Genomic DNA, 25,090 nt, shown 5'->3' on the forward strand with positions numbered 1-25,090 from the left:
AATGAATTGGACGCCCCCCGCGGCGTTCCGCTTCACTGGGACCCGACCGCACACGACGACTGACAAGGAACGGAACAGATGATCGACAAGATCCGAATGGCAGAGCTGACCTCGGAAGAGGCACGGCAGGAACTCACCTCCGAGGCCGTGGTGCTGCTGCCCATGGGCTCGCTCGAAGACCAAGGCATCCACGCGCCGATGGGCGACTACCTTGCCGCCGACCTGATGGCGATGGAGATCGCCAAGGCCGCGCGCGAAGGCGGCGTGTCCACATTCGTGGCGCCCGTCATCCCCTTCGGCGGCAAGGACTATTTCGAATCGAGCCACGGCGGCATCTCGATCAGCCACGCGACGCTCTGCGGCATCCTCGACGACATGTTCGGCTGCCTCAACCGTCACGGCATCCGCAAGATCATGATCGTCAACGGCCACGGCGGCAACGTCCCTGCGATCACCGAGGTGGCGCTGCGCTGGCGCCAGAAGGCGGGTCTCTTCATCCCGTCGATGTACCTCTGGCAGGTGGCCTACGGCGAGCTTCCCGCGCTCATCGGCGCCGAGAAGGCCAAGGCCTCGTCCGGCCACGGCGGCGACCCGCTGACCTCGGTCGGCCTGCACTTCTACCCCGACCTGATCCGCAAGGACCTCGTGCGCGAAGCCCCCACCGGCAGCACCATCAAGGGCATGGACATCGGCGGCTTCTCGTCGGTGGTCTACGACGGCGCCAAGATCCAGGCGCCCATCGAGGCGCTCGAGGCGACCGAGACCGGCGCCTACGGCTGCAACCCGACGCTGTGCTCGGCCGAGACCGGCGACGTGCTGGTCAAACGCCTTGCCGCCATCGGCGCGGGTCTGGTGATCGACCACGTCGCCAAGGGCCTGCACGACTGATCCCCGCAACAACCACGAACCGGCGGCGCCGACCGCCGGTCACCCCCCCAACCAGGAGGAACTTCCCATGACTACCAAGACGATCCTTGGCCTCGCTTCGGGCCTCGCCATGCTGCTGGGCACCGTGGCCCATGCAGAAACCACCTGGAAGATGGCCACCAAGATGCCGGTGGACAGCCCCGAAGGGCAGGTCTTCCAGAAATTCGCCGAGCTGACCGAGGAATACACCGGCGGCGAGCTCAAGATCACCGTCTACCCCAACGAGCAGCTGGGCAAGGAGAACGCCGTTCTCGAGCAGCTGCAGGCGAACATCATCCAGATCTACGCCGAGGGCTACAGCTACATGAAGAAGTGGGAGCCGGCGCTGGACTGGACCACGCCCGCCTTCGCCTTCGACGACTATGACCACTGGGTCCGCTTCATGAACTCGGACACCGTGAAGGGCTGGTTCGACAACGCCGCCGCGCAGTCCGGCGTGCGTCCGCTGGGCGACCCGACCCGCGTCCTGCGCGGCCCGTTCCGCGTGACGGTGTCCAACGTGCCGATCGAGACCGCCGACGACTACAACGGCCTCAAGCTGCGCATGCACGAAAGCAAGAGCGCCATCGAGACCTGGGACGCCATCGGCACCGAGGTGATCACCCTGCCCTGGACCGAGGTCTACCAGTCGATCTCGAAGGGCATCGTGCAGGCGGTGAACTCGCCCATCGCGCTGGTGGAAGCCATGCGCTTCAACGAGGTCGCTCCCTACATCACCCGCATGGACGAGTACTGGCAGTCCATCGGCTTCATGGTCAACGAACAGGCTCTGAACGCACTCGACGAAGAGACGCGCGCCGGCCTGCTCAAGGCCTATGACGAGGCCGGCGAGATGTCGCAGGACCTGATGTTCTCCGTTGCCGACGAGAGCATCAAGCGCATGGTCGATGCCGGCGCCACCTACGTCGAGCTCGACACTGCCCCGCTGGTCGAGACCATGAAGACCTATTACGAGGCCCAGGACGCTGCCGGCGCCCTGCCCGAAGGTCTGCTCTCGGCCATCGAAGAGACGCGGGCCACCCCACAGTGACACCGTTCGAATATTCCCCAGAGAGCCCGCTGCAGCGGGCTCTCAACCGGCTCGACCGGTTGAACTGGCAGATGGGCGGCGCCTTCCTGTGGCTGTCCAACGCCTGCCTGCTGGCGATGCTGGCGCTGACCACCGCGACCATGATCCTGCGCCCGATGGGCCTTGCCGCCTACTGGATCTGGCCGTGGACCATGGTGTTTTTCATCTGGCTCAGCTTCTTCGGCTTCTTCGCCCTCTATGCGCGCCTCAAGGACGTGCGCGTGGACTTCCTCGCCGAGCGGATGGGCGCGGCCGGGATGCTGGTGACGCGGATCGTCTCCGACGCCGCCACGTTGATTGTGACCGGTGTCCTGCTGATGCAGGTGCCCAAGGTCATCGCGACCTCCACCGGCATCTATGACGGTGCCACCATGCCGACCGGCGTAGAGCTCCCCCGTCTCGCCCTGTCGCTGCCGCTTTTCATCTCGACGGCGCTCGTAGCGCTGACCGCCATTCTCGATATCGCGAAGCTGGCGGCCGGCATGCCCGAGAACGTCACCGACCACCATCCGGAAATCTGACCCATGGCCTGGATCCTCTTCGGCACCTTCATCGCGCTGATCCTCTTGCGCGTGCCCATCTCGATCGCCATCGGCACCGCCACGGTGCTCACCTTCCTGACGTCCGATTTCTCGACCGCGCTGCAGATCATTCCCCAGCAGATGCTCGAGGGCGTGAACAAGGCGTCGCTCACCGCCGTGCCGTTCTTCATCATGGCCGGCAACCTGATGAACGCGACCGGCGTGACCGAGCGCATCTTCGCCTTCGCCAACGCGCTGGTGGGCCACCTCAAGGCCGGCCTCGCGCAGGTGAACATCCTGTCGTCGATGATCTTCGCGGGCATCTCGGGCGCCGCCGTCGCCGACTGCGCCGGCCTCGGCGCCATCGAGATCAAGGCAATGCGCGAGAACGGCTACAAGCCCGACTTCGCGGCCGCGATCACCGTGGCCTCGTCGGTCATCGGCCCGCTCATCCCGCCGTCGATCGGCCTCGTGCTCTACGCCTTCCTGGCGCAGCAATCCATCGAGCGGATGTTCCTCGCGGGCCTGATCCCGGGCATCCTCGTGGGCCTCGCGCTGATGATCTACGTTCGTATCCGGGCGCAGTTCCAGGAGTTCCCCACCCAGCGCCGGGCCACCGTGCGTGAAGTGGCGGGCACCGCCAAGCACGGCTTCCTTGCGCTGGTGGCCCCCGCGATCATCCTGGGCTCGATCATGTTCGGCTTCGTCACCGCCACCGAGGCGGGCGTTCTGGCCTGCATCTACTGCATCCTGATCGGCATCTGGTACAAGGAACTGACCTTCCGCGCCTTCTTCGCGGCGCTCAGCGACACCGCCATGATGACCGCCGTCATCATGATCATCATCGCCTTCTCCATCGCCATGGGCTGGCTGCTGGCCATCGACCAGACGCCGCAGAAGCTTGCGGATTTCACCTTCGCGCTGACCGACAACAAGAACGTGTTCCTCGCTCTGCTGCTGGTCTTCATCATCCTCGTCGGCTGCGTCGTCGAGGGGGTGCCCGCGAAGCTGATCCTGGTGCCGACCCTGCTGCCGCTCATCGACGCCTACGGCATCGACCGGGTGCACTTCGGCATCATCATCCAGCTCGGCCTGCTGATCGGCATCGCGACGCCGCCCATGGGCATCGGCCTCTACATCGTCTCCGAGGTCGGCCGTGTCCGCTTCGAGAAGGTGACCATGGCCGTGCTGCCGATGCTGGTCCCACTCTTCGCGGTGCTGATCCTTCTCACTTACGTGCCGCAAACCGTCACGTTCCTGCCCGACCTGATCCTCGGGCCCCAAAACTAGGAAGACCTCTATGTCCAACCTGATCTACAAGCTGAACCCGATGCCGGAGAAGATCCCGCAGGAGAAGCTCGACCGGCTCGCGAAGCTCGAAACCGCCACCATCGGCCACTTCTACCACTTCGGTTTCGCCGGTCCCGCCGTGCAGCCCGTGCTGCCGGGCAAGGTGGTCGCCGCGACCGTGGCGACGCTGGCCATCCCTGGGCTCGACTCGACGCTGCTGCACCACTGCCTCAGCCAGTGCGGACCGGGCTACTTCCTTGCGGTCGACCGTCTGGGCGACACCAAATACGCCTGCTGGGGCGGCGGCGTGACCCGCATGGCCGCGATGATCGGGCTCGAGGGCGGCTGCGTCGACGGCCCCCACACCGACACCGCCGAGATTGCCGAGCAGGATTTTGCCATGTGGTCGCGCGGCGCCTCGCCCGTCACCACCCGCCTCTACAACACCGGCGGCGGCTTCAACGTGCCGGTCTCGATCAACGGCGCGGCGGTTCTGCCGGGCTACGCGGTGCTGGCCGATGACTGCGGCGTGCTCTTCATCGCCCCCGAGGACCTCGACGAAGTGCTCGAGCGCGGCGAATTCCTGACCGAGCGCGGCCGCGTCAACGAGGCCAAGATCACCGAGGGCACGCATCTCGGCGAGATGTCCGGCGCGTCCAAGATGATTGAGGACAAGCTCAAGGCCTGACCCTAGAGGTCGGTGAAGGAGGCGTAGCGCCCATGCTCTGCACACCATGCCAGCGCCGCCTCCCGAGCGAGGCCCAGCACCGTGTCCACCTGCTTGCGGCGGGCACGGTTGGCGTGGGTGCAGGCCACCACGAGCGGCGGCAGCGGTTCGGTGGCCGGGATCTCGACGACCCGGCCCGCCGCGATGTCCTGCTCGAGCGCGGTGAGCGCCAGCGCCGAGGCACCGTAGCCCTTGCGCACCATGTCGCAGATCGTGGCGAGCGAGTTTCCGTAGTGCCGCGGCGCCGGCTGGTCGCGCATCTCCTCGACGTATTCCGCCACCGGATTGAAGAGCGGCGAGGTCTTCGGGTAGAGCACCAGCGGCAGCGCCCGCAGCTCTTCCGGCGGCATCGGCAGGGAGCGCCCGGCGATCACGTCGGGATGCGCCACCCAGCCCACGTCGTACTGCACTCCGAAATCGGCGCAGACCCGGTCGCCACTGGCGGTAAAGGCCGCATCCAGCGTGCCAGCCTCGACGAAGCCGCGCAGCTGCAGGTCCGAGCCCGAGTAGATGTCGAGCATGATCTCGCCGTCGGCATCGGCCGCGTCGCGCAGCAGCGGACCCCAGGTCAGCGCGGCCATGCCCGCGAGACCCACGGTCAGGCGGCGTTTCTTCTTGTCCTGCAGCCGGCCCATCATGGCCTCGCGCAGGTTGAGGAACTGGACGGCGAACTCCGCCACCTCGAGCCCCTGGTCCGTGAGGACGAACCCCTGCGCATCCCGGTCGATGAGGGTCTTTCCCAGATCCTTCTCGAGCGAATGGATGCGCGCCGAGACCGCGGGCTGCGTGAGCCCGAGAAACTCGGCCGTCTGGCGGTGGTTGCCGAACTGGCTCAGCCAGTAGAAGGCCTCCAGCTGCTTGAAATTCATGACAGATCCCCAAAGACAAACGACTCAAAGGAGCCACTATGACCGTCGCCCTCTACCTCCCCCTCGAAGACAAGACCCAGTGGTGGGTGGACATGCTGGCCGAGATGCTGCCGGGCTGGACGGTCAAGGCGCTCGACGCCGTGACCGACCCCGCCGAAGTGGAATACGCCGTCGTCTGGCGCCCCCGCACAGGTGACATCGCCAAGTTCCCCAACCTCAAGGCCGTGGTCTCGATCGGCGCCGGCATCGACCACGTGCTCGCCGACAGCGAGCTGCCCGAAGGCGTGCCGATCATCCGCACCGTCGGCGACGACCTGACCCAGCGGATGCGCGAATACGTGGCCCTGCACGTGCTGCGCCACCACCGCGACATGCCGCGCCAGCTTCAGGCGCAGGCCGAGAAGGACTGGCACGCCATCGTGGTGCCCGTCGCCCCCAACCGCACCGTCGGCGTCATGGGCCTCGGCAACCTTGGCGCCGCCGCCGCGCAGACCCTGTCGGCGCTCGGCTTCAACACCCGTGGCTGGTCGAAGTCGCCCAAGGACATCGCCGGCGTCGAGACCTTTGCCGGCCCCGAGGGCATGGACGCCTTCCTCGACGGCTGCGAGATCCTCGTGAACCTGCTGCCGCTGACCGAGCAGACCACCGGCATCCTGAACGCCGAGCTCTTCGGCAAGCTCGCCGAGGGCGCCTGCCTGATCAACTGCGCGCGTGGTCCGCACCTCGTCGATGCCGATCTGCTGGAGGCGCTGGAAAGCGGCCAGATCAAGCAGGCGACGCTGGACGTGTTCCACATCGAGCCGCTGCCCGCCGAGCACCAGTTCTGGGATCACCCGGCGATCACCGTGACCCCGCACGTGGCCTCGCAGATCGACGCCGTGACCGGCGGCCGGATCATCGCGGCGAACCTCAAGACCTTCGAGGAAACCGGCACCTGCGCCGACCTGGCCGACGCCAAGCGCGGCTACTGATCTACGTCCGACCGACCGAAAGCGCCCGCCCCCCGGCGGGCGCTTTTCTTTTGCCCGTACTGCTGAGCTGCGCGGGAGAGGGTCCCTGCCCCCGGCCCCGCGCGCATCTCCGCCCACGGAATGGCCCGGCCGGACGGACGCGCCGATGCGGGGATGCCCCCGCAATCGGCACGCCGCCGGGTCAGGCATGCTGGCCACCGTTCACGTCGATGACCGCGCCGTTCACGTAGGAGGCCTGTTCCGAGCACAGGAACAGCACCACCCGCGCCACCTCGTCGGGCTTGCCCAGACGGCGCAGCGGGATGACCTCGAGCATGTCCTCGGTGCCCGGTGACAGGATCTCGGTCTCGATCTCGCCAGGCGTCACCATGTTCACCCGCACCCCGCGCGGGCCGAGCTCGGCCGCGGCCTCGCGGGTCAGCGCCCCGAGCGCGGCCTTGGAGCAGGCATAGGCCACCCCGGCGAAGGGGTGCACGCGGCTGCCCACGATCGAGCCCACGTTGACCACGGTACCCTTGGCCGCCGAAAGTTCGGGCAGCAGGTCGCGCATCAGCGAAGCGGGCCCCAACAGGTTGACGTTCATCACCTGGCGCCAGACCTCGTCCGAGCTGTCGGCGATGCCGAGGCGCGCGCCCCCCTCGCCCTTGGGCGAGATGCCGGCGTTGTTGACGATGGCGTTGAGCCCGGCCCCGCCGAGCGCCTCGCGCACCCGCTCGACCATCTCGTCGCGCGCGTCGGGATCGGCGAGGTCGCCCTGGATGTGGTCGGTCGCCCCCGCGTGCCATGGGCAGCGCGAGTCGAAGGCGGTGCGGGACACCGTCAGCACCCGCCACCCGGCCGCCTGGAACACCTTCACCGTGGCATGGCCGATTCCCCGGCTGGCCCCGGTCAGAAGCAGTGTTTTCTGTAACATCTTTCCGTTTCTCCTGGCGAGCTGTCCTTGCGTTACCTTCAGATGTGGAACGCAATTCCCTCGCCTGCAAGGCCGCCGCCGAGCGCCGACACGGTTCCGTCGGCGCGCCAGCAGGCAGCGCCCGTCATCTCGCCATCGGCCCCGAAGGCGATGGCGTTCATCCCGCCCGCGATATGCGGCACGATCTGCACCTCGTGGCCCTTGGCCGCCAGCGCCTCCTGGTGGTGGGCGTAGGCGGGCTCGAGCTCCACATGCGCGCCCTCGGTCCAGACGCGGGGCGCCTCGACCGCCTGCTGCGGGGTCATGCCGAAGTCGATCATGTTGACGATGGCCTGCATCGCCGAGGGGAAGATCCGCAGCGCGCCGGGCAGCCCCAGCGCGAAGGCGGGCTTGCCGTCCCTGAGCACGATCATCGGCGCCATCGAGGTCGGCACCCGCTTGCCCGGCATGACCGAGAGCGCCTTCCCCGGGTGCGGGTCGAAGTTGTACATGTAGTTGTTCGGGATGATGCCCGTGCCAGGCACCATGATGCGCGCGCCGAAGAGGCCGTTGATGGTGTGCGTGGCCGACACGATCCGCCCGTCGCGGTCAGCGACGGTGATGTGGGTGGTGTTGTTGCTCTCGTAGCCCGGCGGCACCGGGGTCGCGCCGCCCACGTCGCGCAGACGGGCCTGGCACTCGGCGGCATATTCCTTGGAGATCAGCTTCTGCACGGGGATGTCGACGAAATCCGGGTCGCCCGAGGCGGCACGGCGATCCTCGAAGCCGACGCGGATGACCTCGGCCAGCAGGTGCAGCTTCTCGACGCTGTCGAAGCCCATGGCCTTCAGGTCGTAGGCCTCGAGCATGTTCAGCATCTGCGTCACGTGCACGCCCGACGAGGCGGGCGGCGGCGGGCCCACGATGTCGTGGCCACGGTAGGTGCCGAAGATGGCGTCACGTTCGCGCGCCACGTAGGTGCGCAGATCGTCCATCGAGACGTGACCCGCATCCTCGCCGCCGGTGTTCAGACGGTCGACCAGCGCCTGCCCCAATGCACCGCCATGCAGGGCGTCCGCGCCCTCGGTCGCGATCAGGCGGAGGCTTTCCGCGTAGTCCGCCTGCACCAGCCGGTGCCCGGGCTTGGCGGGGGTGCCGTCGGGCAGGAAGATGGACGAGATCACCGGATCGTTGATCATGTCCTCGGCATGGCGCTCGATGTTCGACGACAGGTAGCTGGTGACCGGGAAGCCGCCCGCGGCAAGCCGGATCGCCGGCGCGATCACGTCGGCGAAGGGCAGCGCGCCGTGCTGGGCGTGCATCTGGCACCAGCCGCGCAGGTTGCCCGGCACCGCCACCGAGGACGCGCCCACGAGGTTGCGGCGGCCCGCGGTTTCCATGTAGTCGGGCAGCCGGTCCGACACCGGCGTGAACATCCCGGGCGTGGCCGAGGCCCCGGCCTGCGACAGGCAGTCATAGACGGTGTGCGTGCCATCGGGCAGGCGCAGATGCGAGACGCCGCCGCCCGCGATGCCCACCATCATCGGCTCGACCACGGTCAGCGCCAGCAGCGCCGCCACGGCCGCATCCACCGCGTTGCCGCCGAAGGCCAGCATCTCGTGGCCGGCGGCGGAGCCCAGCGGGTGGTTGGTGACCACCACCCCCTGCGAGCCCCGCGCGGGCGACTTGCGGCAGATGAAGGGAAGCGGCGTGGTGTCGGAGGGCATGGTGCGGTCTTTCCTGTTCGGACGGGGTCGCGTGGCAGCGCGGCGCCTCCCGTCACGGGCGGCGAGGGCTGCCACTGTGGTTTCGGGCAAAAATTACAGAGCCGTTTGCCAAAGGTCACGCGGAAAGTGCCGGATCCCGCGGAGCCTGTCGCGAAGCGGCAATAATGCGGGCGCGGAAACCCGGGACAGGGCGCCTTCGGCCCGGTTCCCGATGGGTGAAATCCGCTGAAGCGACGGGTTTTGGCTTCGCCTGACCTTCCGTTCGCACATATTTTATGCAATTGTGACGATATTTCTGGGGTTTTGGGAGTATCAACGCCGATTTTTCGCAAATATTGCCCGAACGGTCGATAATCTGCGATTGTTCAGTCATGATCGGCTACCGTAGAACCCGATTCAACAAGAGACAGGGAATCGCTTCCGGCTCGTCCCGGGACGCTTTGACAGGAGAATGCCAATGACCTTCCACAAACCCCTCGGCGCCCTGATCGCCGCAGCCGGCCTTGCCGCGACGCTCGCGGCGCCCGCCGCCGCCCGCGACATCAAGATCGGCCACTTCGGCGCCCCGGGCACCCCGTTCGACGAGGGCGTCCAGTTCTTCGCCGAGAAGGTCGAAGAGCTCTCGGGCGGCGATTACACCGTCACCAACTTCCCGTCGGGCCAGCTCGGCAACGAGGCGCAGCAGATCGGCGCGCTGCAGGGCGGCCTGCAGGAGATGCTGATCACCTCCTCCACCAACCTCATCAAGTACAACGAGCGCTTCCAGCTCATCGACCTGCCCTTCGCCTTCGCCGACGACGCCGCCACCGACAAGGTGCTGCTCGGCCCGGTGGGCGACGAGATGCTGGCCGGGCTCGACGGCTCGGGCATGAAGGGCCTGACCTTCATCGACAACGGCTTCCGCGACCTGTCGAACTCCAAGCGCCCGATCGAAAAGCTGGCCGACTTCGATGGCCTGAGCTTCCGCGTGATCGGCGCGCCGGTGTTCATCAACACCTTCGAGGCGCTCGGCACCAACCCCGTGCCGATGCCCTTCCCCGAGGTCTACACCGCGCTCGAGACCGGCACCGTCGACGGCCAGGACAACCCGCTGCTGACCGTGCGTGACCTGAACTTCTACGAGGTGCAGGACTATCTCACCACTTCCAAGCACGCCTACTCGGCGCTGGTCATGCTGATCTCGCAGCCGTTCTGGAACAGCCTCTCGGACGACGACAAGGCCATGCTCCAGCAGGCCGCCGACGAGACCGCCATCGAAAACCGCAAGATCATGCGCGCCGCCGTCGAAGAGGCGAAGGCGTTCCTCGCCAGCGAAGAGGGCGGCATGACCGTCTCCGAGCTTACCCCCGAGGCCCGCGCCGAGATCGTCGAAGCGGTCGCCCCGGTCACCGAGGGCCTCGTCACCGACGCGATCCGTCCGCTCTACGAAGAGATGCAGGCCACCCTGGCCGAAGACTGATCGCCCTGCCGGGGCCGGTGCATGCTCCCGCGCCGGCCCCTTCTCCCTTCTCCAGCCCAGGAGTATCGAATGCGCGCCCTACGCCTGGCCGAACGGCTTCTCGAAGCCATGGTGGCCTTCCTCCTCTTCGCCCTCGTGGCGATGGTCTTCACCAACGTCATGATGCGTTTCTTCTTCAATTCCGGCATCGTGGTGACCGAGGAGCTTTCGCGCATCGCCCTCTCCATCCTCATCCTCACCGGCGCCGTTCTGGCGCTGATCCAGCAGCGCCACATCGCGATGACGCTGGTGGTCGACCGCCTGCCCGAGCCCGCCAAGAAGGCTGTCGTGGCGCTCACCGGCGCGGTCATGCTCTACGGCAACTTCTTGCTGGCGCAGGGCGCGTGGATGCAGGCCAAGCTGAACTTCTCGTCGAACTACCAGATTTCGGGGCTGCCCTCCGCCACCATCTACGTCGCCGCCACCCTGGCCGGCACCGCGCTCGCGCTGGTCGTGGCCGGGCGCATGGTGCTGATCCTCTCGGGCCGCATGCCTGCCGACAAGTTCTTCCAGGCGGCGTCCGCCGACATCGCGGAGTAACCGTCCCATGACCTTCGTCGTCTTCCTTTCGGTCCTGATCCTCGGCATCGTGCTGGGCCTGCCGATCGCCTGGGCGCTGATCGCCTGCGGCATCGCGCTGATGCTGCATCTGGACTATTTCAACGCCCAGATCATCGCTCAGAACATGATCCTCGGCACCGACAACTTCATCCTGCTGGCGATCCCCTTCTTCATACTCGCGGGCGAGCTGATGAACCGCGGCGGGCTGTCGCGGCGCATCATCGAGGTCGCCATGGCCGCCTTCGGCCACCTGCGCGGCGGGCTCGGCTACGTGGCGATCTGCGCCTCGCTTATCATGGCCTCGCTCTCGGGCTCGGCCATCGCCGACAGCGCCGCCCTCGCCGCCATCCTGATCCCGATGATGAAGCTCGGCGGCTACCCCGAGGGCTCGTCCGGCGGCCTGCTCGCCGCGGGCGGCGTCATCGCTCCGGTGATCCCGCCGTCCATCGCACTGGTGGTCTTCGGCGCAATCGCCAACGTCTCGATCAGCGGGCTCTTCATGGCGGCCATCGTGCCCGGCATCCTGATGGCGGGATCGCTGGTGCTGGCGTGGCGCTTCGTGTCGCGTGGCGGTGCCTTTCAGACGCTCGAGCGCAAGAGCCGCGCCGAGATCCTGCAGGCGCTGTGGAAAGCCCTGCCCGCGCTGGTGCTGCCGGTGGTGGTGATCGGCGGCCTGCGCGTGGGCGTCTTCACGCCCACCGAGGCCGCGGTGATCGCCGCCGTCTACGCGGCGCTCGTCGGCGCCTTCGTCTATGGCGAGCTGACCCTCAAGAGCTTCTACGAAGGGCTCGTCGAGGCCGGCAAGACCTCGGCCGTGGTGATGTTCCTCATCGGCACCTCGATGGTCTCGGCCTGGCTCATCACCATCGCCAACCTGCCGACGCAGGTGATCGCCTTCCTGCAGCCGTTCATGGACAGCCCGCAGATGCTGGTCGGCATGATCGTCTTGCTCACGCTGCTGCTGGGCATGGTGCTCGACTTCACGCCACTGAGCCTGATCCTGATGCCGATTGTCATTCCGCTGGGCAAGGCCGCAGGGATCGACCTGATCTACTTCGGCGTGGTCTTCACAATCGCCGGGGCGCTGGGGATGCTGACGCCGCCGGTCGGCAACGTGCTGAACGTGGTCGCGGGCGTCGGCAGGGTGCGGCTCGACCGGATCATGGTCGGCGTGCTGCCCTTCCTCTTCGCCGAGATCGCGGTGCTGCTGCTGCTGGTGCTCTTCCCGCAGATCATCACGGTGCCGCTGGGTCTGCTGCGGTAAGCCACGACAGAACAAGGCCAGGCGCTCCGGGACAAACACCGGACCGCGGGCCGACGCGCGGACTCTCCCTCCGCGCAGGCGCCGTCCCGCCCACCGGGGCGGCGTCTACTTTTCCGGGGATGCCGGTTCGGGCGATGTCCGGACCGCCGTTCCGCGCACACAAAAAAGCCCCGCCGGAGCGGGGCTTTTCCATAAAAGCGCTGGTGCCTCAGTCGCGCCAGCCGCGGGCGCGGTCGACCGCCCCGGCGAAACGGGCCATGCGGCCCTCGCGGTCGCAGGGCCGCGGCTTCACCGTGGCGCGCAGCGGCGGCGCAGGCAGGGTCGCGCCAAGTCCCAGCGCCGCGAGCTGCGCGGCACCGACGCCGGTCAGCTCTTCGGTGGCGGGCAGCACGATCTCGGCGCCCGTGACGTCGGCAAGGAACTGGCAGAGGTAGGGCGCGCGCGCCAGCCCGCCGTCCATCGAGATCCGCGCCACCGGACCGCCCTGCCCCATGCGGGCAATGACCTCGGCCGCGCGCAGGGCGATGCCCTCGATCAACGCCTGGGCCATGTCCTCGCGCGTGGTGGCCCCGGTCATGCCGATGAAGAGCCCGGCGGCGCTGCCATCCCAATGCGGTGCGGCCAGACCCGAGAGCGCCGGCACGAAGGCCAGCCCGCGGTCGATGGCGGGCGCGGCCTCGAACCCGGCAAGCGCCGCCGGACCGTCGAGCAGCCCGATGCGCTGCGCCCATTCCACCGCGGCCCCGGCGGCATGCACGCCACCGTCCACAGCATAGGTGGTCTCGTCCCCGATGCACCAGGCAACGGTGGGCAGAAGCCCGCTGTCATCCTCGGCGGGCCGCTCGGGGCCTGTCACCGCAAGTGCGAAGGCACCGGTGCCGAAGGTGATCTTGGCATCTCCCGGCGCCCGGCAGCCGTGGCCGTAAAGCGCCGCCTGCTGGTCGACCACCGCCGCCGTGACAGGCACGCCGTCGATCTCGCCGAAATCCGAGACCGTGGGACGGATCTCGGGCAGGCAGTCGAGCGGCACGCCGAAGAGCCGGCAGAGCTCGGGGTCCCAGTCGCCGGTCTCGAGCGACATCAGCGAGGTGCGCGAGGCGGTGGTCACGTCGGTGAGCGCGCGCCCGGTCAGGTGCTGGAGGAAGAAGGCATCGGTGGTACCAAGCCGGAGCCGGCCGGCGCGATGGGCTTCCTGCACGCGGCGCTCGTTGTCACCGAGCCACGCCAGCTTGGACGCCGAGAAATAGGGATCGAGCGGCAGCCCGGCCCACGCGCGCACCGTCGGCGCGGCCCCGGCCATCCCGGCCAGCCGTGCTTCGGTGCGGCGGTCCTGCCAGACGATCACGGGCGACAGAGGCGCGCCGGTCACCGCGTCCCACGCCAGGCAGCTTTCGCCCTGGTTCGAGAGCGCGATGGCGTCGACCCTGCCCGCAGCCGCGATCACCGCGCGCAGGTTGGCGAGCAGCTCCATCGGGTCGTGTTCGACCCGGTCGGCGGCGGGGAAATGCTGGGCGTGGCGGACCGAATGCACGATCTCGACCGCACCGCTGTCGTCGGCCACCAGACCCCGGGTCGAGGTCGTGCCCTGGTCGAGCGCGAGAATGCGCATGGTTCAGTCGTCCCTTTCCAGCCCGAGGTGAAGATCGCCGCTCAGGGCCGCCGCGTCCAGTGCCGGCACCCGCAGGCGGATCGGCTGTTCGGGATAGGCGCGCAGGGTCTTCACCACGAGCTCGCGCCCGGTCGCATCGCGCAGCACCAGCCGCCCGCGCGCCGCGCCCTCGGCGCGGATGTTGAGCTCGGTGGCGCCGCTGATTCGCTGCGGCACCACGTAACGCAGCCCCTCGCCGGGGCGCACCGCGGCACCGGCCCGCGACGCGGGCTCGGTCGTCTCGCCGGTCTCGGCGGCCAGCTCGCGCGCGATCACGCCCGCGACGCGCCGGCCTTCGGCCCAGCAGACGCCCGCGGTCTCGACCGGGTGCAGCACGTTGCCCGCCACGAACACGTGCGGATCCGAGCTGCGGCCCCCGGCGTCGATCTCGGGACCGAGCGAGCCCGCGTCCAGCGCCAGCCCGCTGGCCCGCGCCACCGTTGCTTCGGGGGTGAAGCGCCCCGAGAAGACGATGCCGTCGCAGGCGAGCATGGTCTCGGTGCCGTCGTTGCGGCGCAGGCGCAGGCCCTCGACGCGGGTGCGGCCCTCGATCGACAGAAGCTCGGCGCCGGTCAGCACCGGCACCCGCAGCAACGCCGCCAGCGCCATGAAGAGCCGCCGGGTCTGCACCCGCTCGCGGGTCTCGACCAGCGCGACCGGACGCATGCCGTGCCGCATGCAGGTCAGCAGCGCCGAAAGCGCCACCATCTCGCTGCCGACGATCACCGGGCGCAAGAACGGCTTGCGCCCCTCTTCGTAGACAAAGGACTGAAGCGCGGCGGTGTTCATCACCCCCACCGGGCGCAGCCCCGGCGCAAGCCGCTGGGCGCGGGTGCGCTCGCGGTTGCCGGTGGCGATCAGCACGCGGCGGGCGGTGAGGGTCATCGCCCCCTGCGTGGTCGCAAGTTCGAGCACGCCGCCCGAGCGCACTGCAGTCACCGTGTGGTCGGTGCGGATCTCGACGCCCGCTTCCTCGGCGGTGGCCACCAGCCGCCGCGCATAGGCGGGGCCGGACAGCACGCGACGGAACTCGCGCATGCCGAAGGGCGGGTGGCCGCAGTGGCGCGGGATACCGCCCGCCCTGCCGAAGCGCTCGAGCACCACGACCCGGGCCACGCCCTGCCGCTTCAGCTCGACCGCCGCCGAGAGGCCCGCCGGGCCGCCGCCCACGATGGCCACGTCACATGTATCGCTCATGCGTCGCCCTCCGGCAGAATGTCGGCACGCAGCTTGCCCTCGGAAAGGGTGGCAACGCGGGCGAGACAGTTGAAGCCCTGGCAGCGCCCCATGGCGCAGCGGGTGCGGCGGCGCAGGCCGCCGAAATCGCCCGGCGGCAGCGGGCTGTCGAGCGCGGCGCGGATCTCACGCGCGGTGACCATCTCGCAATGGCAGACGATGCCGTCATGGCCGGGGGTCTGATAGTCGCGCGGCAGGTGCTCGGCGAGGTTGGGCATGACCGGCTGCGGTGGCGCGTTCACCGCCCCGCGCACCGCCTGATGCGCTCTGCCCCAGAGTGCGAAGACGTGGCTCGCGATGCCGAGCGCGGCGGTGAGCCCGGTTGAGCGGATGCCGCCCGCGCAGTAGTAGCCGAGGTCGGCGTCGGCGTGGACACGGTATTCCTTGCGCTCGGTGGCCGGGCGCAGCCCCGCGTAGACCGCCGTCACCGGCATGTCGCGCAGCGCGGGCACCAGCTCCACCGCCTTGTCCATGAGCATGTCGAGCTCGGGCCGGGTCACGTCGGGGCGGTCGCGCGCCTCCTGCTCCTCGGCGGTGGGGCCGACCAGCAGGTTGCCGAAGATCGTGCGCGTCAGCACCACGCCCTTGGTGCGGTCATTGGGCACCGGCAGCAGGATGGTGCGCAGGTGCTCCGACGCCGCCTTGTCATAGACCACGAACTGGCCCTTGCGGGGGCGGATCTCGAAGCTGGGCTTGCCGGTGAACATGGTTTCGACGTGGTCGCCGTAGAGACCGGCACAGTTGACCACGGTGGTCGCCTTCACCTCGCCTGCTGCGGTGTCGAGCACCCATGTCGCACCGTCACGCCGCGCGCCCTTGAGCGCCGCGTTGAAGAGGAAGCGCGCGCCCAGCATCTGCGCCTGCGTGGCATAGGCCAGCGGCGCCGACCACGGGTCGATCACGTACTCGCGCGGGACCAGAAGCGCACCGCGGACGTGGGCCGCCAAAGCGGGTTCGCGCGCCAGCACCTCGGCGCGGCCCAGCAGGCGGGTGTCGGTGACGCCGTTCTCCTGTGCCTGCGCCAGCAGCGTCGGCAGCCGGGCCTCTTCCTCGTCGCTCCAGGCCGCGACCATGGCGCCGGTCTCGAGGACCGGCAGGTTCATCGCGGCGCGGATGTCCATGTATTCCGCGTAGGCCGCCTGCATGCAGGCCAGTTCCAGCGAGCCGGTGGGCGCGTCGAAGCCGGTGTGCAGGATGGCGCTGTTGGCTTTCGAGGCCCCGGACAGGATGTCCGTCGCGGCCTCGAGCACGACCACGGTCGCGCCCTCGAGCGCAAAGCGCCGGGCCATGGCGCAACCGACCACGCCCGCCCCGATGATCGCGACATCTGCCTCTGGCGATGTATGAACCAAGTGCATTCTCCGTCATTCCGCTGCGACACTGAACTCAATCGCAGCATTTCTTCTGAACGTGCATATTTTTGACCGTTTCCACAATATCCTTCCGTCAATTTTACATGGATCCATTGCAATCGGTCACATCATGCGGCAATTTTCAGCAACCCAACAGCCCGCCCGGAGCCTTCGCGATGCCCAGCCAGATTCCCTCCGCCACCGCCGCAGAACGCGCCTTCGCCGAGGCGCTGCGCCGCGAGGGGTTCACGGGCGAGGTTTCGACCGGGGCGTCGGACCGGGTGGTGATGGCGACGGACAACTCTATCTATCAGATATTGCCCGGCGCCGTGGTGTTTCCGCGCGACGAGGCCGATCTTGCGCTGGTGGCCCGGCTGCTCGACCGGCCGGAATTCCACGAGATCGTGCTGCGCCCGCGCGGCGGCGGCACCGGCACGAACGGCCAGTCGCTGGGCGGCGGCGTGGTGGTGGACTGCTCGCGCCACATGACCCAAATCCTCGAGATCGACACCGAGGCCCGCCGCGTGCGGGTCCAGCCCGGCGTCATCAAGGACCAGCTCAATGCCGCGCTGAAGCCGCACGGCCTGTTCTTCGCGCCCGAGCTCTCGACCTCGTCACGGGCGACCATCGGCGGCATGATCTCGACCGATGCCTGCGGTCAGGGCTCCTGCGTCTACGGCAAGACCTCGACCCACGTGCTCTCGCTGAAAGCGGCGCTGGTGGGCGGCGAGATGCTCGAGACCGGGCGCGCGCCCTATGCGCCACGCGCCGGTCGCGGCGGCGAGGTGCTGCGGGTGCTCGACGAGATCAGTCGCGACGAGGCGGCGCTGATCGAGGAGCGCTTCCCCAAGCTCAACCGTGCACTTACCGGCTACGACCTTGCCCATATCCGCGACGACGACAGCATCGACGCCCGCGCGGTGCTCTGCGGCTCCGAGGGCACGCTGGCGCTGATCGCCGAGGCCACGCTCAACGTGCTGCCGATTCCCGCCGCCTCGGCGTTGCTGCTGATCTTCTACCCCGACTTCCAGGCAGCGCTGCGCGACGCACGGGACATGGCGACGCTGGGGGCCACCTCGGTCGAAACCATCGACAGCCGGGTGCTCGGGCTCGCGCGCGAGGAAGCGGGCTTTCCGGCGCTGGCGCATCTCTTCCCGCAGGCGGGCGCCGAGGGTGTCAACATCGTCGAATTCACCGGCGACGACCCCGCGGCGCTGGCCGCCCGCGCCACCGCCCTGCGCGACGAGCTCTCGACCGCGCCGGGGCGGCTGGCGATCACCATCGCGTCGGGCGACGAGGTGGCAAAGGTCTGGGGCCTGCGCAAGGCCTCGGTCGGGCTGCTGGGCCGCTCCGATGGCGCCAAGCGCCCGATCCCCTTCGTCGAGGATTGCGCCGTCCCGCCCGAGAACCTCGAGCCCTTCATCGCCGCCTTCCGCGCCGTGCTTGATCGCGAGGGGCTGGACTACGGCATGTTCGGTCACGTCGACGCGGGCGTGCTGCACGTGCGCCCGGCGCTCGACCTCACCGACCCGGCGCAGGAGCCGATGATCCGCCGCGTCACCGAACAGGTGGCGGCGCTGGCGCGGCAGCACGGCGGGCTCCTCTGGGGCGAGCACGGCAAGGGCGTGCGCTCCGAGTTCGTGCCCGAGGTCTTCGGCCCGCTCTACCCGGCACTGCAGCGGATCAAGGCCGCCTTCGACCCCCGCAACCAGCTCAACCCCGGCAAGATCGCCACCCCCGACGACGGCGCGCTGTGGAAGATCGACGAGGTGCCGATGCGCGGCCAGATGGACCGGCAGGTGCCGCAGGCGCTGCGCGACGCCAACACCTCGGCCTTCGCCTGCAACGGCAACGGCGCCTGCTTCAACCGCGACCCGCGCGACGTGATGTGCCCCTCCTACAAGGCCACCGGCGACCGGCGGCATTCGCCCAAGGGCCGGGCCTCGCTGATGCGCGAGTGGCTGCGGCAGGGCGGCCCCGAAGGCAAGGCCGACGCCGATTTCGAGGCCGAGGTGAAGGAGGCCATGGACGGCTGCCTGTCCTGCGCCGCCTGTGCCACGCAATGCCCGATCCGGGTGGACGTGCCGAAGCTGCGCTCGGCCTTCCTCGACGATTACCACGCCCGCCACGCCCGCCCGCTGCGCGACCACGCGCTCGACCATCTCGAGGCGTTGATGCCGCTCGCCGCGAAGATGCCGCGGCTGGTGAACCTCTTCACCACGGGCCCCGGAGCGGCGCTGCTGAAACGCGCGGGGCTCACCGCCCTGCCCGCCTTCCCTGTCACGCGTCCCGCCCTGCCGACGCTGCGCGAAGCCGAGATCGCCGCGCTCGACCCGGCCCGCGACGTGGTGCTGGTGCCCGATGCCTTCACACTGGTCTTCGAGCCGCAGATCGTGGCCGACCTCGCCGCAGTGCTCGACCGTCTCGGGCGGCGGCTGCGGGTCGCGCCCTACCGCCCCTCGGGCAAGGCGCGCCGGGTGCTTGGCCGCCGCAAGGGCGCCGACCGGCAGGCCGAGGCGCAGAGCGCGCTGCTGCGCCAGCTCGCCGCCTCGGGCGTGCCGATGGTGGGCATCGAGCCCGCGATCCTCGGCTCCTACCGCAGCGATTTCGCCGCCGACCTGCCGCAGGTGATGGCGCCGCAGGACCTGCTCTCCGAACTCATGGCGACGGCCCAGGTCGCGCCCAGCGCGCTGGCGGTGCGGCTCCTGCCCCATTGCAGCGAGCGGGTGCGCGGCGCGGCAGGGTCGAATGGCTGGCGCGCGGTCTTCGCCCGCTTCGGCATCACGCTCGACATGCCCGCCACCTCGTGCTGCGGCATGGCCGGCACCTGGGGCCACGAGACGCGCAACCGCGCGACCTCGGAACGGATCTTCGCTCAGTCGTGGGACGACGCCACCGCGCCCGGCCCGGACGCGATCCTCGCCACCGGATTCTCGTGCCGCTGTCAGGCGGACAAGGTCGCCGGGCGCGCGCTGGCACACCCGATCACCCTGCTCAGGCAGTTGATGGAAGGCTGAGGGCCGGTCGTCAGACCGGTTCGGCGATCACCAGCTCGACGCCCGCGTCGGCCAGCGCCGTGACCATGGCCTCGGACGGCATGCGGTCGGTGACCAGCCGGTCGATGGCCGAAAGCGGCGCGACCTCGAACACCGCGGCGCGGTCGAGCTTGGAGTGATCCGCCAGCACCGTGACCCTGGCGGCCCGGCCGAGCATGGCACGGGCGAGCTCGGTCTCGCGCAGGTCGTAATCCATGATCTCGTTACGTGTCATGCCGCCGATGGTCAGTACCACGTGCTCGGCCTTGAACTGGTGCAGCTGCTCGATGGCGAGCGCCCCCAGCGTCTCACGCCCCTCGGCGGCGATCTCTCCGCCCAGCAGGTAGAGCCGGTGGTGCCCCTCGGGCCGCGCCAGCAGGCCGGCGATCTCGGGGGAGTTGGTGATGACCGTGAGCCCCCGCCGCCGGGCCAGCGCGCGGGCAAAGGCGATGGTGGTGGAGCCGGTGTCGACGAAGATCACCGCGCCCTCTTCGAAGAGCTCGGCGGCACGGCGTCCGATGGCGGTCTTCTCGGCGGTGAAGGTCGCCATGCGGGCATCGAAGGGCCCCTCGGTGAGGCCGGTCTCGGCGATGCCCGAGGTCTTGCGCGCGCCGCCGTGGAACTTGCGGATGCGCCCGGTGGCGTCGAGTTCGTTCAGATCGCGTCGGATGGTCTCGCGCGAGGTGTCGAACTTGTCGGAGAGCTCGTCCACATGGACTTCGCCAAGCTCCTGCACGAGCTGTACGATCATTTCGCGCCGGGCGGCCGGTTTCATGCGGCTTCCTTTCTCGATAGTTGCAGCGCCCGCCGTTTCACGATGACGGCTTGGTCACTACACAACGCCTGTTCCCACAGCTTGACCGAAGTTCGGGGTGCCTGCAACGTCAATGCGGTGCGGTTGGCCCGGCAATCCCGCGGGACTGCGGAAACTGCACCGCTATGCCGAAGTTCTGGGCCATTACACCGGATCCCGACGGAAAAGCCCTTCACTCGCCCTCAGGTTGCCACGGATCGCGCGACCGCTGCGCGCCGGACCTTGCGTCAGGGGGGCGAAATCCACGCAATACCGCGCGAAGCCACCCAGAAAACCGACAGGCGCCGGGCAAGACCGCCCATTAACAAGGCAAACTTCTCCACATCAATTTATTTAATTTTTGTACTATTAACTTTTCAAAATGCTTCGTACTGACCTGCGCCCCAGAACAAACGTCCAACAGGAGCAACCCACAGTGACGACGATCAATCGCCGCCGTTTCCTCATGACGACCGGGGCCGCCGCGACTGCCGCGGGACTCGGGGCCCCCACCACACTGTGCGCACAGGCCGAAACCATCAAGGTCGCCGGCCTGCACGACCTCTCGGGCCCGCTCGATTCCTCGGGCATCCCGATGAACCAGGTCTTCAACCTCGCCATCGACGAGATCAACGCGCAGGGCGGCCTGCTCGGCAAGCAGGTCGAGGCGGTGGTCTGCGACCCGCAGTCGAACGAACATGTCGCTCTATTCCCAATACGACACGCAGATGGCGCTGAAGGATCGCGTCGCCGTCCTGCACGGCGGCATCACCTCGGCCAGCCGCGAGACCCTCCGGCCGATCTTCCACCGCTACCAGACGCTCTATTTCTGCAACACGCTCTATTAGGGCGGCGTCTGCGACTGCAACGAGATCACGCTGGGCTCGACGCCCGCGCAGACCGTCGAGAAGCTGATCCCGCACGCGATGACCCTGCCCGCCGCCTTCGACCCGGCGCAGATGTTCCAGGTGTTCATGGGCATCCTGATCGTGGTCTACGTCTTCCTGCGGGGGATCATCGCCAGCGACTTCGGCCGCATCCCGGTGGGCATCCGCGAGAACGCGACCCGCTCCTCGCTGCTGGGCTACGACGTGCGCCGCCACAAGGTCATCGTCTTCGCCATCGGCTCGGGCATCGCGGGCATGGCGGGCGCGATGTGAGCCACCTGCCAGACCTTCATCGACCCCGACGCCTTTTCCCTCGAGATGTCGGCCAAGGCGCCGGTCTGGGTGATGGCGGGCGGCGTCGGCACGCTGGCCGGTCCGATCCTCGCGGTGATCCTGCTGCAATGGCTGTCGCTGAAGCTCGGCACGCTGCACATCCTCAACAACCACGTCATCCTCGGCGCGATCATGATGGTGCTCGTGCTGCTGCCGAAGGGGCTTCTGCCCACCGTCAAGGCGCTGACCCTGCGCCTGTGGTTCTTCGGCCAGAGCCGGATGACCTCCGACGCCACCGGCGGAAAGGTCCCCTCCGATGTCTGACGCACACATCCTCACCACCGAGAACCTCGTGATGCAGTTCGGCCGCGGCGTCGCGGTGGATCACGTCGACTTCGCCCTCAGGGAAGGCGAGCTGCGCTGCCTTCTCGGCCCCAACGGCGCCGGCAAGTCCACCTTCTTCAAGTGCCTCACCGGGCAGCTCACGCCCACCTCGGGCACGGTGAAGTTCCGCGGCAAGGACATCACCGGCTGGAACACCCAAGACATCGCGAAAGTGGGCGTGGGCATCAAGACGCAGGTGCCCAACCTCTTCAACGGCGTCTCGGTCTGCGAGAACGTCCGCATGGCCGCCCGGCGCAAGCACCTGAAATCGATGGCCCGGGACAAGGCCGAGGAGATGATGGAGAAATGCGGCGTCGCCCATCTTGCCAGGCGCGAGGTCGGGCTGCTGGCCCACGGCCTGCGCCAGCTGGTCGAGCTGGCGATGGTGCTGGCCGAGGAACCGCCGCTAGTGCTGCTCGACGAACCCGCCGCCGGCATGACCGGGGACGAGCGCGACCGGCTCGCGGACCTCGTGCTCGAGACCGCGCGCAAGGCGGCGGTCATCGTGGTCGAACACGACATGGCCTTCATCCGGCGCATCGCCAGGTTCACCACCGTCTTCAACCGCGGCGCGATCTTCCGCGAGGCGATGATCGACGAGATCATGTCCGACCGCGCCGCTCAGGAAATATATCTGGGAAAACAGGCCGATGTCGCTGCGTGACGTCTCGAACCTCAAGGCCGCCTACGGCATGGTGCCCGCGCTGCACCAGGTCGACTTCAACGTCCAGCCGGGCGAGGTCGTGGGCATCCTCGGCCACGACGGCATGGGCAAGACCACGCTGCTGCGCGCCATCACGGGCTTCGTGAAGGTGACGGGCGGCGAGATGCTCTTCGACGGGCAGAGCCTCAGGGGGCTCTTGGTCAACGCCCGCGCCCGCGCCGGGCTCGGCCTCGTGCCGCAGGGCCGGATGATCTTCCCGACGCTCGCCGTGCGCGAGAACCTCGAGAGCGGCATCGCCGGCGGCAAGGAGCCGATGGAGCCCATCGTCGAGGAGATGCTGGCACTCTTCCAGCGCCTTACCCGGCTGCTCGACCGGGCGGGCGGCGCGCTCTCGGGCGGCGAGCAGCAGCTTCTGGCGCTGACCCGCTGCCTCTGCCGGCGCCCCAAGCTCATGCTGCTCGACGAGCCGACCGAGGGCATCCAGCCGTCGAACATCGACGAGATCTCGGACACGCTGAAGCAGCTCACCAAGACCTCCGACATCACCATCGTGCAGGTCGAGCAGGACCTCGACTTCATCACCGGGCTCTCGGACCGGGTCTACGCGATCTCGGGCGGCGTGCTCGACCGGCAGATCCCGAAGGAGCAGCTCACGGAGAGCCGCGCGGTCAGCGAATTCACGGGCGTCGCGGCGTAACGGCCTGACCGCTCGCGGAAAACCGCCCCGCCCCGCGCCGCACTCTGGCGCGGGACCGGGACAGACACGACCATCAACAGGGAAAGACCAATAACCGTATCGACCCCCACCACCGACCAGATCGCCGAGATCGCGGCAGAGCTCGGGATGAACCTGACCGAGGCGGACGTGGCCTCGTTTCAGGGCCTCATGGGCGCCTATGTCGAGCATTACCCCATCGTCGAGAAGCTCCCCGACGCGCTGCCCGAGGTGACCTCCCCCCGGGCCATCGGCACCCGCCCCGCGCCCGAGGACAACCCGCTCAACGCGTGGTACTACAAGTCCACCGTGACCGGCGCCGAGACCGGCAAGCTCGCGGGCAAAACCGTGGTGCTCAAGGACAACGTCATGCTGGCGGGCGTGCCGATGATGAACGGCTCCCCGACGCTCGTGGGCTACATCCCCGACATCGACGCCACCATCGTGAGCCGGATGCTCGACGAGGGCGCGATGATCGCCGGCAAGGCCCATTGCGAGCTCTTCTGCCTCTCGGGCGGCAGCCACACCAACGCCACCGGCCCGGTGCACCCCCCCACAAGCCGGGCCACTCCGCGGGCTGATGGACGCGCGCGCGTGGCGCCAGCGCGCCGACGAGCTCTTCGAGACGCTGAAGCTCTGCATGCTGTTCGGCGCCTATGCCGCCAAATGCCACGGCAAGCGCTTCTATGGCAAGGCGGTGAACCTGTCGCGCAGCCTGCGCGCGGCCTATAATGCGGCGCTCGAGACCTACGACGTGCTGCTGATGCCGACGGTGCCGATGACCGCGATGCCGCTGCCCGGCCCCGACGCCCCGCGCGAGGAGATCTTGCAGCGCGCCTTCGAGATGCTGCCCAACACCGCGCCCTTCGACATCAGCCACCACCCGGCGATCTCGCTGCCCTGCGGCATGGTCGACGGCCTGCCGGTGGGCCTGCAACTGGTCGGCAGGTTCCGGGACGAGGCCACGCTCTACCGGGTCGCCGACGCCTTCGAGACCGCCACCGACTGGAAGACGCTCTGACCAGGCCGGAGGCCGCCGCGCGCGCCGCCTCCAACCCATCCCGGAACGCCGCGCCCACCCCGGGGCCCCGTCCCCACGCCCGCCCTTCATCTTGCCCCTAAACTCCGGGGAGTGTGAGGGGCTGGCCCCTCACTCCCGCCCCCTCCGCAAGCGCACCACCCGCACGCAGGCCCATCCCCCGCCACACGAACGCCGAAACGACATCCCCCCAAAACCACACAAACCGCAAAACCACCCCCACGAAACCACCCGAAGAGGCCCCGCATGATCGGCAGCCCCCTCCCCAAGGAGCCGCTCCAGGTCACCGCCCTCCTGGGCAACGCCCGCTCCGACCGGCACGACGCGGTGCACGCCCTCGAACACGAGGGCCGCGTCGAGGTCATCGACATTGCCCGCGCCGATGCCGCCCGCACCGACAAGGTCCGCGAGGTGCAGATCGCCCTGCTGCGGGACCAGAGCCTCGAGGACGGCGCGGTGCTGCATCTCGACAACACGCTCGCCATCGTGCTGCGGGTCGACAGCGGCGCGCGGCTGACGCTGGTCCCGCACGACCTTCAGTCGGCGCTGCGGCTCGGGCACTGGTGCGGCAACCTGCATTGGAAGGTGAGCTTCGCCGAGGGCGTCATGTCGGTGCCGCTCGACGGCCCCGAGGCCCGCTACCGCGCGCGCCTGCGCGACCTCGAGGGGCTCGCCTCCTCCCACATCGCCGAGCCGGACAAATGAGCCACGCCCCCCCCATGCCGAGCTGGTCACCGCGCTGCAGCTC

At 68.7% G+C, this 25,090-nt stretch carries 25 protein-coding genes and 1 pseudogene; 19 read left to right on the forward strand and 7 right to left on the reverse strand.

Annotation, left to right across the window (positions count from 1 at the left end):
- Positions 1–78: 78 nt before the first annotated feature.
- The 5 genes from BLQ77_RS03365 to BLQ77_RS03385 all read left to right on the forward strand — a co-directional run bounded on the left by BLQ77_RS03365 (position 79) and on the right by BLQ77_RS03385 (position 4,495).
- Positions 79–888, forward strand: coding sequence for a creatininase family protein (locus BLQ77_RS03365; RefSeq protein WP_008884955.1), 810 nt, complete (start codon positions 79–81; stop codon positions 886–888).
- A gap of 67 nt (positions 889–955) precedes the next feature.
- Positions 956–1,957 carry a TRAP transporter substrate-binding protein gene (locus tag BLQ77_RS03370; protein WP_008884154.1) on the forward strand — a complete coding sequence of 334 codons (1,002 nt, stop codon included), beginning with the start codon at positions 956–958 and terminating at the stop codon, positions 1,955–1,957.
- The gene (locus tag BLQ77_RS03375; protein WP_040383915.1) at positions 1,954–2,517 is read left to right on the forward strand and encodes a TRAP transporter small permease; all 564 of its coding nucleotides are present in this window, start codon (positions 1,954–1,956) and stop codon (positions 2,515–2,517) included. Before BLQ77_RS03370 ends, BLQ77_RS03375 begins: the two co-directional genes overlap by 4 nt.
- A gap of 3 nt (positions 2,518–2,520) precedes the next feature.
- A complete protein-coding gene (locus BLQ77_RS03380; protein WP_008885361.1) occupies positions 2,521–3,807 on the forward strand; it encodes a TRAP transporter large permease in 1,287 nt (428 codons plus the stop codon).
- Positions 3,808–3,817: 10 nt separating this feature from the next.
- Positions 3,818–4,495: an RraA family protein gene (locus BLQ77_RS03385; protein ID WP_008884363.1), complete on the forward strand. Its 678-nt coding sequence runs from the start codon at positions 3,818–3,820 to the stop codon at positions 4,493–4,495.
- A gap of 2 nt (positions 4,496–4,497) precedes the next feature.
- Here BLQ77_RS03385 and BLQ77_RS03390 read toward each other — a convergent pair whose 3' ends face one another.
- On the reverse strand, positions 4,498–5,403 hold the full coding sequence (locus tag BLQ77_RS03390) for a LysR family transcriptional regulator (RefSeq protein WP_089955397.1): 906 nt from the start codon (positions 5,401–5,403) through the stop codon (positions 4,498–4,500).
- Positions 5,404–5,441: 38 nt separating this feature from the next.
- Here BLQ77_RS03390 and BLQ77_RS03395 point away from each other — a divergent pair, with 38 nt between their 5' ends.
- Positions 5,442–6,374 carry a 2-hydroxyacid dehydrogenase gene (locus BLQ77_RS03395; protein ID WP_089955400.1) on the forward strand — a complete coding sequence of 311 codons (933 nt, stop codon included), beginning with the start codon at positions 5,442–5,444 and terminating at the stop codon, positions 6,372–6,374.
- Positions 6,375–6,555: 181 nt separating this feature from the next.
- On the opposite strand, the gene BLQ77_RS03400 is transcribed toward BLQ77_RS03395, so the two are convergent.
- Together BLQ77_RS03400 and ggt are read right to left on the reverse strand one after the other, a co-directional pair.
- Complete coding sequence (locus BLQ77_RS03400; RefSeq protein WP_089955404.1) at positions 6,556–7,287, reverse strand: SDR family NAD(P)-dependent oxidoreductase; 732 nt, start codon at positions 7,285–7,287, stop codon at positions 6,556–6,558.
- Positions 7,288–7,325: 38 nt separating this feature from the next.
- Positions 7,326–8,993: a gamma-glutamyltransferase gene (ggt, locus tag BLQ77_RS03405; protein ID WP_089955408.1), complete on the reverse strand. Its 1,668-nt coding sequence runs from the start codon at positions 8,991–8,993 to the stop codon at positions 7,326–7,328.
- Between the two features lie 457 nt (positions 8,994–9,450).
- Between ggt and BLQ77_RS03410 the strand changes: the two genes are divergently transcribed.
- The 3 genes from BLQ77_RS03410 to BLQ77_RS03420 all read left to right on the forward strand — a co-directional run bounded on the left by BLQ77_RS03410 (position 9,451) and on the right by BLQ77_RS03420 (position 12,316).
- Complete coding sequence (locus BLQ77_RS03410; RefSeq protein ID WP_089955411.1) at positions 9,451–10,452, forward strand: DctP family TRAP transporter solute-binding subunit; 1,002 nt, start codon at positions 9,451–9,453, stop codon at positions 10,450–10,452.
- Positions 10,453–10,521: 69 nt separating this feature from the next.
- Positions 10,522–11,031 carry a TRAP transporter small permease gene (locus BLQ77_RS03415; protein WP_008885327.1) on the forward strand — a complete coding sequence of 170 codons (510 nt, stop codon included), beginning with the start codon at positions 10,522–10,524 and terminating at the stop codon, positions 11,029–11,031.
- 7 nt (positions 11,032–11,038) lie between these two features.
- Complete coding sequence (locus BLQ77_RS03420) at positions 11,039–12,316, forward strand: TRAP transporter large permease (RefSeq protein ID WP_089955416.1); 1,278 nt, start codon at positions 11,039–11,041, stop codon at positions 12,314–12,316.
- Positions 12,317–12,524: 208 nt separating this feature from the next.
- Here BLQ77_RS03420 and BLQ77_RS03425 read toward each other — a convergent pair whose 3' ends face one another.
- From BLQ77_RS03425 to BLQ77_RS03435, 3 genes are read right to left on the reverse strand one after another with little or no spacing between them, the layout of a single operon-like run.
- Positions 12,525–13,925 (reverse strand): FGGY family carbohydrate kinase, encoded by a 1,401-nt coding sequence (locus BLQ77_RS03425; RefSeq protein WP_089955420.1) that lies wholly within the window; start codon positions 13,923–13,925, stop codon positions 12,525–12,527.
- A gap of 3 nt (positions 13,926–13,928) precedes the next feature.
- A complete protein-coding gene (locus BLQ77_RS03430) occupies positions 13,929–15,161 on the reverse strand; it encodes an NAD(P)/FAD-dependent oxidoreductase (protein ID WP_089955424.1) in 1,233 nt (410 codons plus the stop codon).
- Positions 15,158–16,552 (reverse strand): NAD(P)/FAD-dependent oxidoreductase, encoded by a 1,395-nt coding sequence (locus tag BLQ77_RS03435; RefSeq protein ID WP_207545809.1) that lies wholly within the window; start codon positions 16,550–16,552, stop codon positions 15,158–15,160. Before BLQ77_RS03435 ends, BLQ77_RS03430 begins: the two co-directional genes overlap by 4 nt.
- A gap of 176 nt (positions 16,553–16,728) precedes the next feature.
- Here BLQ77_RS03435 and BLQ77_RS03440 point away from each other — a divergent pair, with 176 nt between their 5' ends.
- The gene (locus BLQ77_RS03440) at positions 16,729–19,569 is read left to right on the forward strand and encodes an FAD-binding and (Fe-S)-binding domain-containing protein (RefSeq protein WP_089955433.1); all 2,841 of its coding nucleotides are present in this window, start codon (positions 16,729–16,731) and stop codon (positions 19,567–19,569) included.
- A gap of 10 nt (positions 19,570–19,579) precedes the next feature.
- On the opposite strand, the gene BLQ77_RS03445 is transcribed toward BLQ77_RS03440, so the two are convergent.
- Positions 19,580–20,362: a DeoR/GlpR family DNA-binding transcription regulator gene (locus tag BLQ77_RS03445; protein WP_089955438.1), complete on the reverse strand. Its 783-nt coding sequence runs from the start codon at positions 20,360–20,362 to the stop codon at positions 19,580–19,582.
- 613 nt (positions 20,363–20,975) lie between these two features.
- Here BLQ77_RS03445 and BLQ77_RS29605 point away from each other — a divergent pair.
- The 9 genes and pseudogenes from BLQ77_RS29605 to BLQ77_RS03475 all read left to right on the forward strand — a co-directional run.
- A pseudogene (locus tag BLQ77_RS29605) lies at positions 20,976–21,026 on the forward strand (hypothetical protein); the annotation flags it as partial.
- A gap of 52 nt (positions 21,027–21,078) precedes the next feature.
- On the forward strand, positions 21,079–21,228 hold the full coding sequence (locus BLQ77_RS29610; protein WP_278184682.1) for a transporter substrate-binding protein: 150 nt from the start codon (positions 21,079–21,081) through the stop codon (positions 21,226–21,228).
- A 78-nt stretch (positions 21,229–21,306) separates the two neighbouring features.
- A complete protein-coding gene (locus BLQ77_RS29230; RefSeq protein WP_242661618.1) occupies positions 21,307–21,540 on the forward strand; it encodes an ABC transporter permease subunit in 234 nt (77 codons plus the stop codon).
- A gap of 45 nt (positions 21,541–21,585) precedes the next feature.
- Positions 21,586–21,864: an ABC transporter permease gene (locus BLQ77_RS03455; RefSeq protein ID WP_089955442.1), complete on the forward strand. Its 279-nt coding sequence runs from the start codon at positions 21,586–21,588 to the stop codon at positions 21,862–21,864.
- Positions 21,857–22,588 carry an ABC transporter ATP-binding protein gene (locus BLQ77_RS03460; protein WP_089955446.1) on the forward strand — a complete coding sequence of 244 codons (732 nt, stop codon included), beginning with the start codon at positions 21,857–21,859 and terminating at the stop codon, positions 22,586–22,588. The genes BLQ77_RS03455 and BLQ77_RS03460 overlap by 8 nt, the downstream gene beginning before the upstream one ends.
- A complete protein-coding gene (locus BLQ77_RS03465; protein WP_089955449.1) occupies positions 22,575–23,285 on the forward strand; it encodes an ABC transporter ATP-binding protein in 711 nt (236 codons plus the stop codon). Before BLQ77_RS03460 ends, BLQ77_RS03465 begins: the two co-directional genes overlap by 14 nt.
- Before the next feature lie 147 nt (positions 23,286–23,432).
- Complete coding sequence (locus tag BLQ77_RS29235) at positions 23,433–24,035, forward strand: amidase family protein (RefSeq protein ID WP_242661619.1); 603 nt, start codon at positions 23,433–23,435, stop codon at positions 24,033–24,035.
- Positions 23,944–24,324, forward strand: a complete 381-nt coding sequence (locus BLQ77_RS29240; RefSeq protein ID WP_242661620.1) for an amidase family protein — start codon at positions 23,944–23,946, stop codon at positions 24,322–24,324. The genes BLQ77_RS29235 and BLQ77_RS29240 overlap by 92 nt, the downstream gene beginning before the upstream one ends.
- A gap of 264 nt (positions 24,325–24,588) precedes the next feature.
- Positions 24,589–25,047, forward strand: coding sequence for an urease accessory protein UreE (locus tag BLQ77_RS03475; protein WP_089955452.1), 459 nt, complete (start codon positions 24,589–24,591; stop codon positions 25,045–25,047).
- Positions 25,048–25,090: the final 43 nt, after the last annotated feature.

The sequence above is a fragment of the Salipiger thiooxidans genome (genome assembly GCF_900102075.1).
GTDB classification, from domain to species: domain Bacteria; phylum Pseudomonadota; class Alphaproteobacteria; order Rhodobacterales; family Rhodobacteraceae; genus Salipiger; species Salipiger thiooxidans.

Excerpts from the sequence above, each read along its gene's own strand:
- BLQ77_RS03365 (WP_008884955.1), top strand. The coding sequence starts at position 79 with ATGATCGACAAGATCCGAATGGCAGAGCTGACCTCGGAAGAGGCACGG.
- BLQ77_RS03370 (WP_008884154.1), top strand. The coding sequence starts at position 956 with ATGACTACCAAGACGATCCTTGGCCTCGCTTCGGGCCTCGCCATGCTG.
- BLQ77_RS03380 (WP_008885361.1), top strand. The coding sequence starts at position 2,521 with ATGGCCTGGATCCTCTTCGGCACCTTCATCGCGCTGATCCTCTTGCGC.
- BLQ77_RS03385 (WP_008884363.1), top strand. The coding sequence starts at position 3,818 with ATGTCCAACCTGATCTACAAGCTGAACCCGATGCCGGAGAAGATCCCG.
- BLQ77_RS03390 (WP_089955397.1), bottom strand. The coding sequence starts at position 5,403 with ATGAATTTCAAGCAGCTGGAGGCCTTCTACTGGCTGAGCCAGTTCGGC.
- BLQ77_RS03395 (WP_089955400.1), top strand. The coding sequence starts at position 5,442 with ATGACCGTCGCCCTCTACCTCCCCCTCGAAGACAAGACCCAGTGGTGG.
- BLQ77_RS03400 (WP_089955404.1), bottom strand. The coding sequence starts at position 7,287 with ATGTTACAGAAAACACTGCTTCTGACCGGGGCCAGCCGGGGAATCGGC.
- ggt (WP_089955408.1), bottom strand. The coding sequence starts at position 8,993 with ATGCCCTCCGACACCACGCCGCTTCCCTTCATCTGCCGCAAGTCGCCC.
- BLQ77_RS03410 (WP_089955411.1), top strand. The coding sequence starts at position 9,451 with ATGACCTTCCACAAACCCCTCGGCGCCCTGATCGCCGCAGCCGGCCTT.
- BLQ77_RS03415 (WP_008885327.1), top strand. The coding sequence starts at position 10,522 with ATGCGCGCCCTACGCCTGGCCGAACGGCTTCTCGAAGCCATGGTGGCC.
- BLQ77_RS03420 (WP_089955416.1), top strand. The coding sequence starts at position 11,039 with ATGACCTTCGTCGTCTTCCTTTCGGTCCTGATCCTCGGCATCGTGCTG.
- BLQ77_RS03425 (WP_089955420.1), bottom strand. The coding sequence starts at position 13,925 with ATGCGCATTCTCGCGCTCGACCAGGGCACGACCTCGACCCGGGGTCTG.
- BLQ77_RS03430 (WP_089955424.1), bottom strand. The coding sequence starts at position 15,161 with ATGAGCGATACATGTGACGTGGCCATCGTGGGCGGCGGCCCGGCGGGC.
- BLQ77_RS03440 (WP_089955433.1), top strand. The coding sequence starts at position 16,729 with ATGCCCAGCCAGATTCCCTCCGCCACCGCCGCAGAACGCGCCTTCGCC.
- BLQ77_RS03445 (WP_089955438.1), bottom strand. The coding sequence starts at position 20,362 with ATGAAACCGGCCGCCCGGCGCGAAATGATCGTACAGCTCGTGCAGGAG.
- BLQ77_RS29610 (WP_278184682.1), top strand. The coding sequence starts at position 21,079 with ATGTCGCTCTATTCCCAATACGACACGCAGATGGCGCTGAAGGATCGC.
- BLQ77_RS29230 (WP_242661618.1), top strand. The coding sequence starts at position 21,307 with ATGACCCTGCCCGCCGCCTTCGACCCGGCGCAGATGTTCCAGGTGTTC.
- BLQ77_RS03455 (WP_089955442.1), top strand. The coding sequence starts at position 21,586 with ATGTCGGCCAAGGCGCCGGTCTGGGTGATGGCGGGCGGCGTCGGCACG.
- BLQ77_RS03460 (WP_089955446.1), top strand. The coding sequence starts at position 21,857 with ATGTCTGACGCACACATCCTCACCACCGAGAACCTCGTGATGCAGTTC.
- BLQ77_RS03465 (WP_089955449.1), top strand. The coding sequence starts at position 22,575 with ATGTCGCTGCGTGACGTCTCGAACCTCAAGGCCGCCTACGGCATGGTG.
- BLQ77_RS29235 (WP_242661619.1), top strand. The coding sequence starts at position 23,433 with ATGAACCTGACCGAGGCGGACGTGGCCTCGTTTCAGGGCCTCATGGGC.
- BLQ77_RS29240 (WP_242661620.1), top strand. The coding sequence starts at position 23,944 with ATGCTGTTCGGCGCCTATGCCGCCAAATGCCACGGCAAGCGCTTCTAT.
- BLQ77_RS03475 (WP_089955452.1), top strand. The coding sequence starts at position 24,589 with ATGATCGGCAGCCCCCTCCCCAAGGAGCCGCTCCAGGTCACCGCCCTC.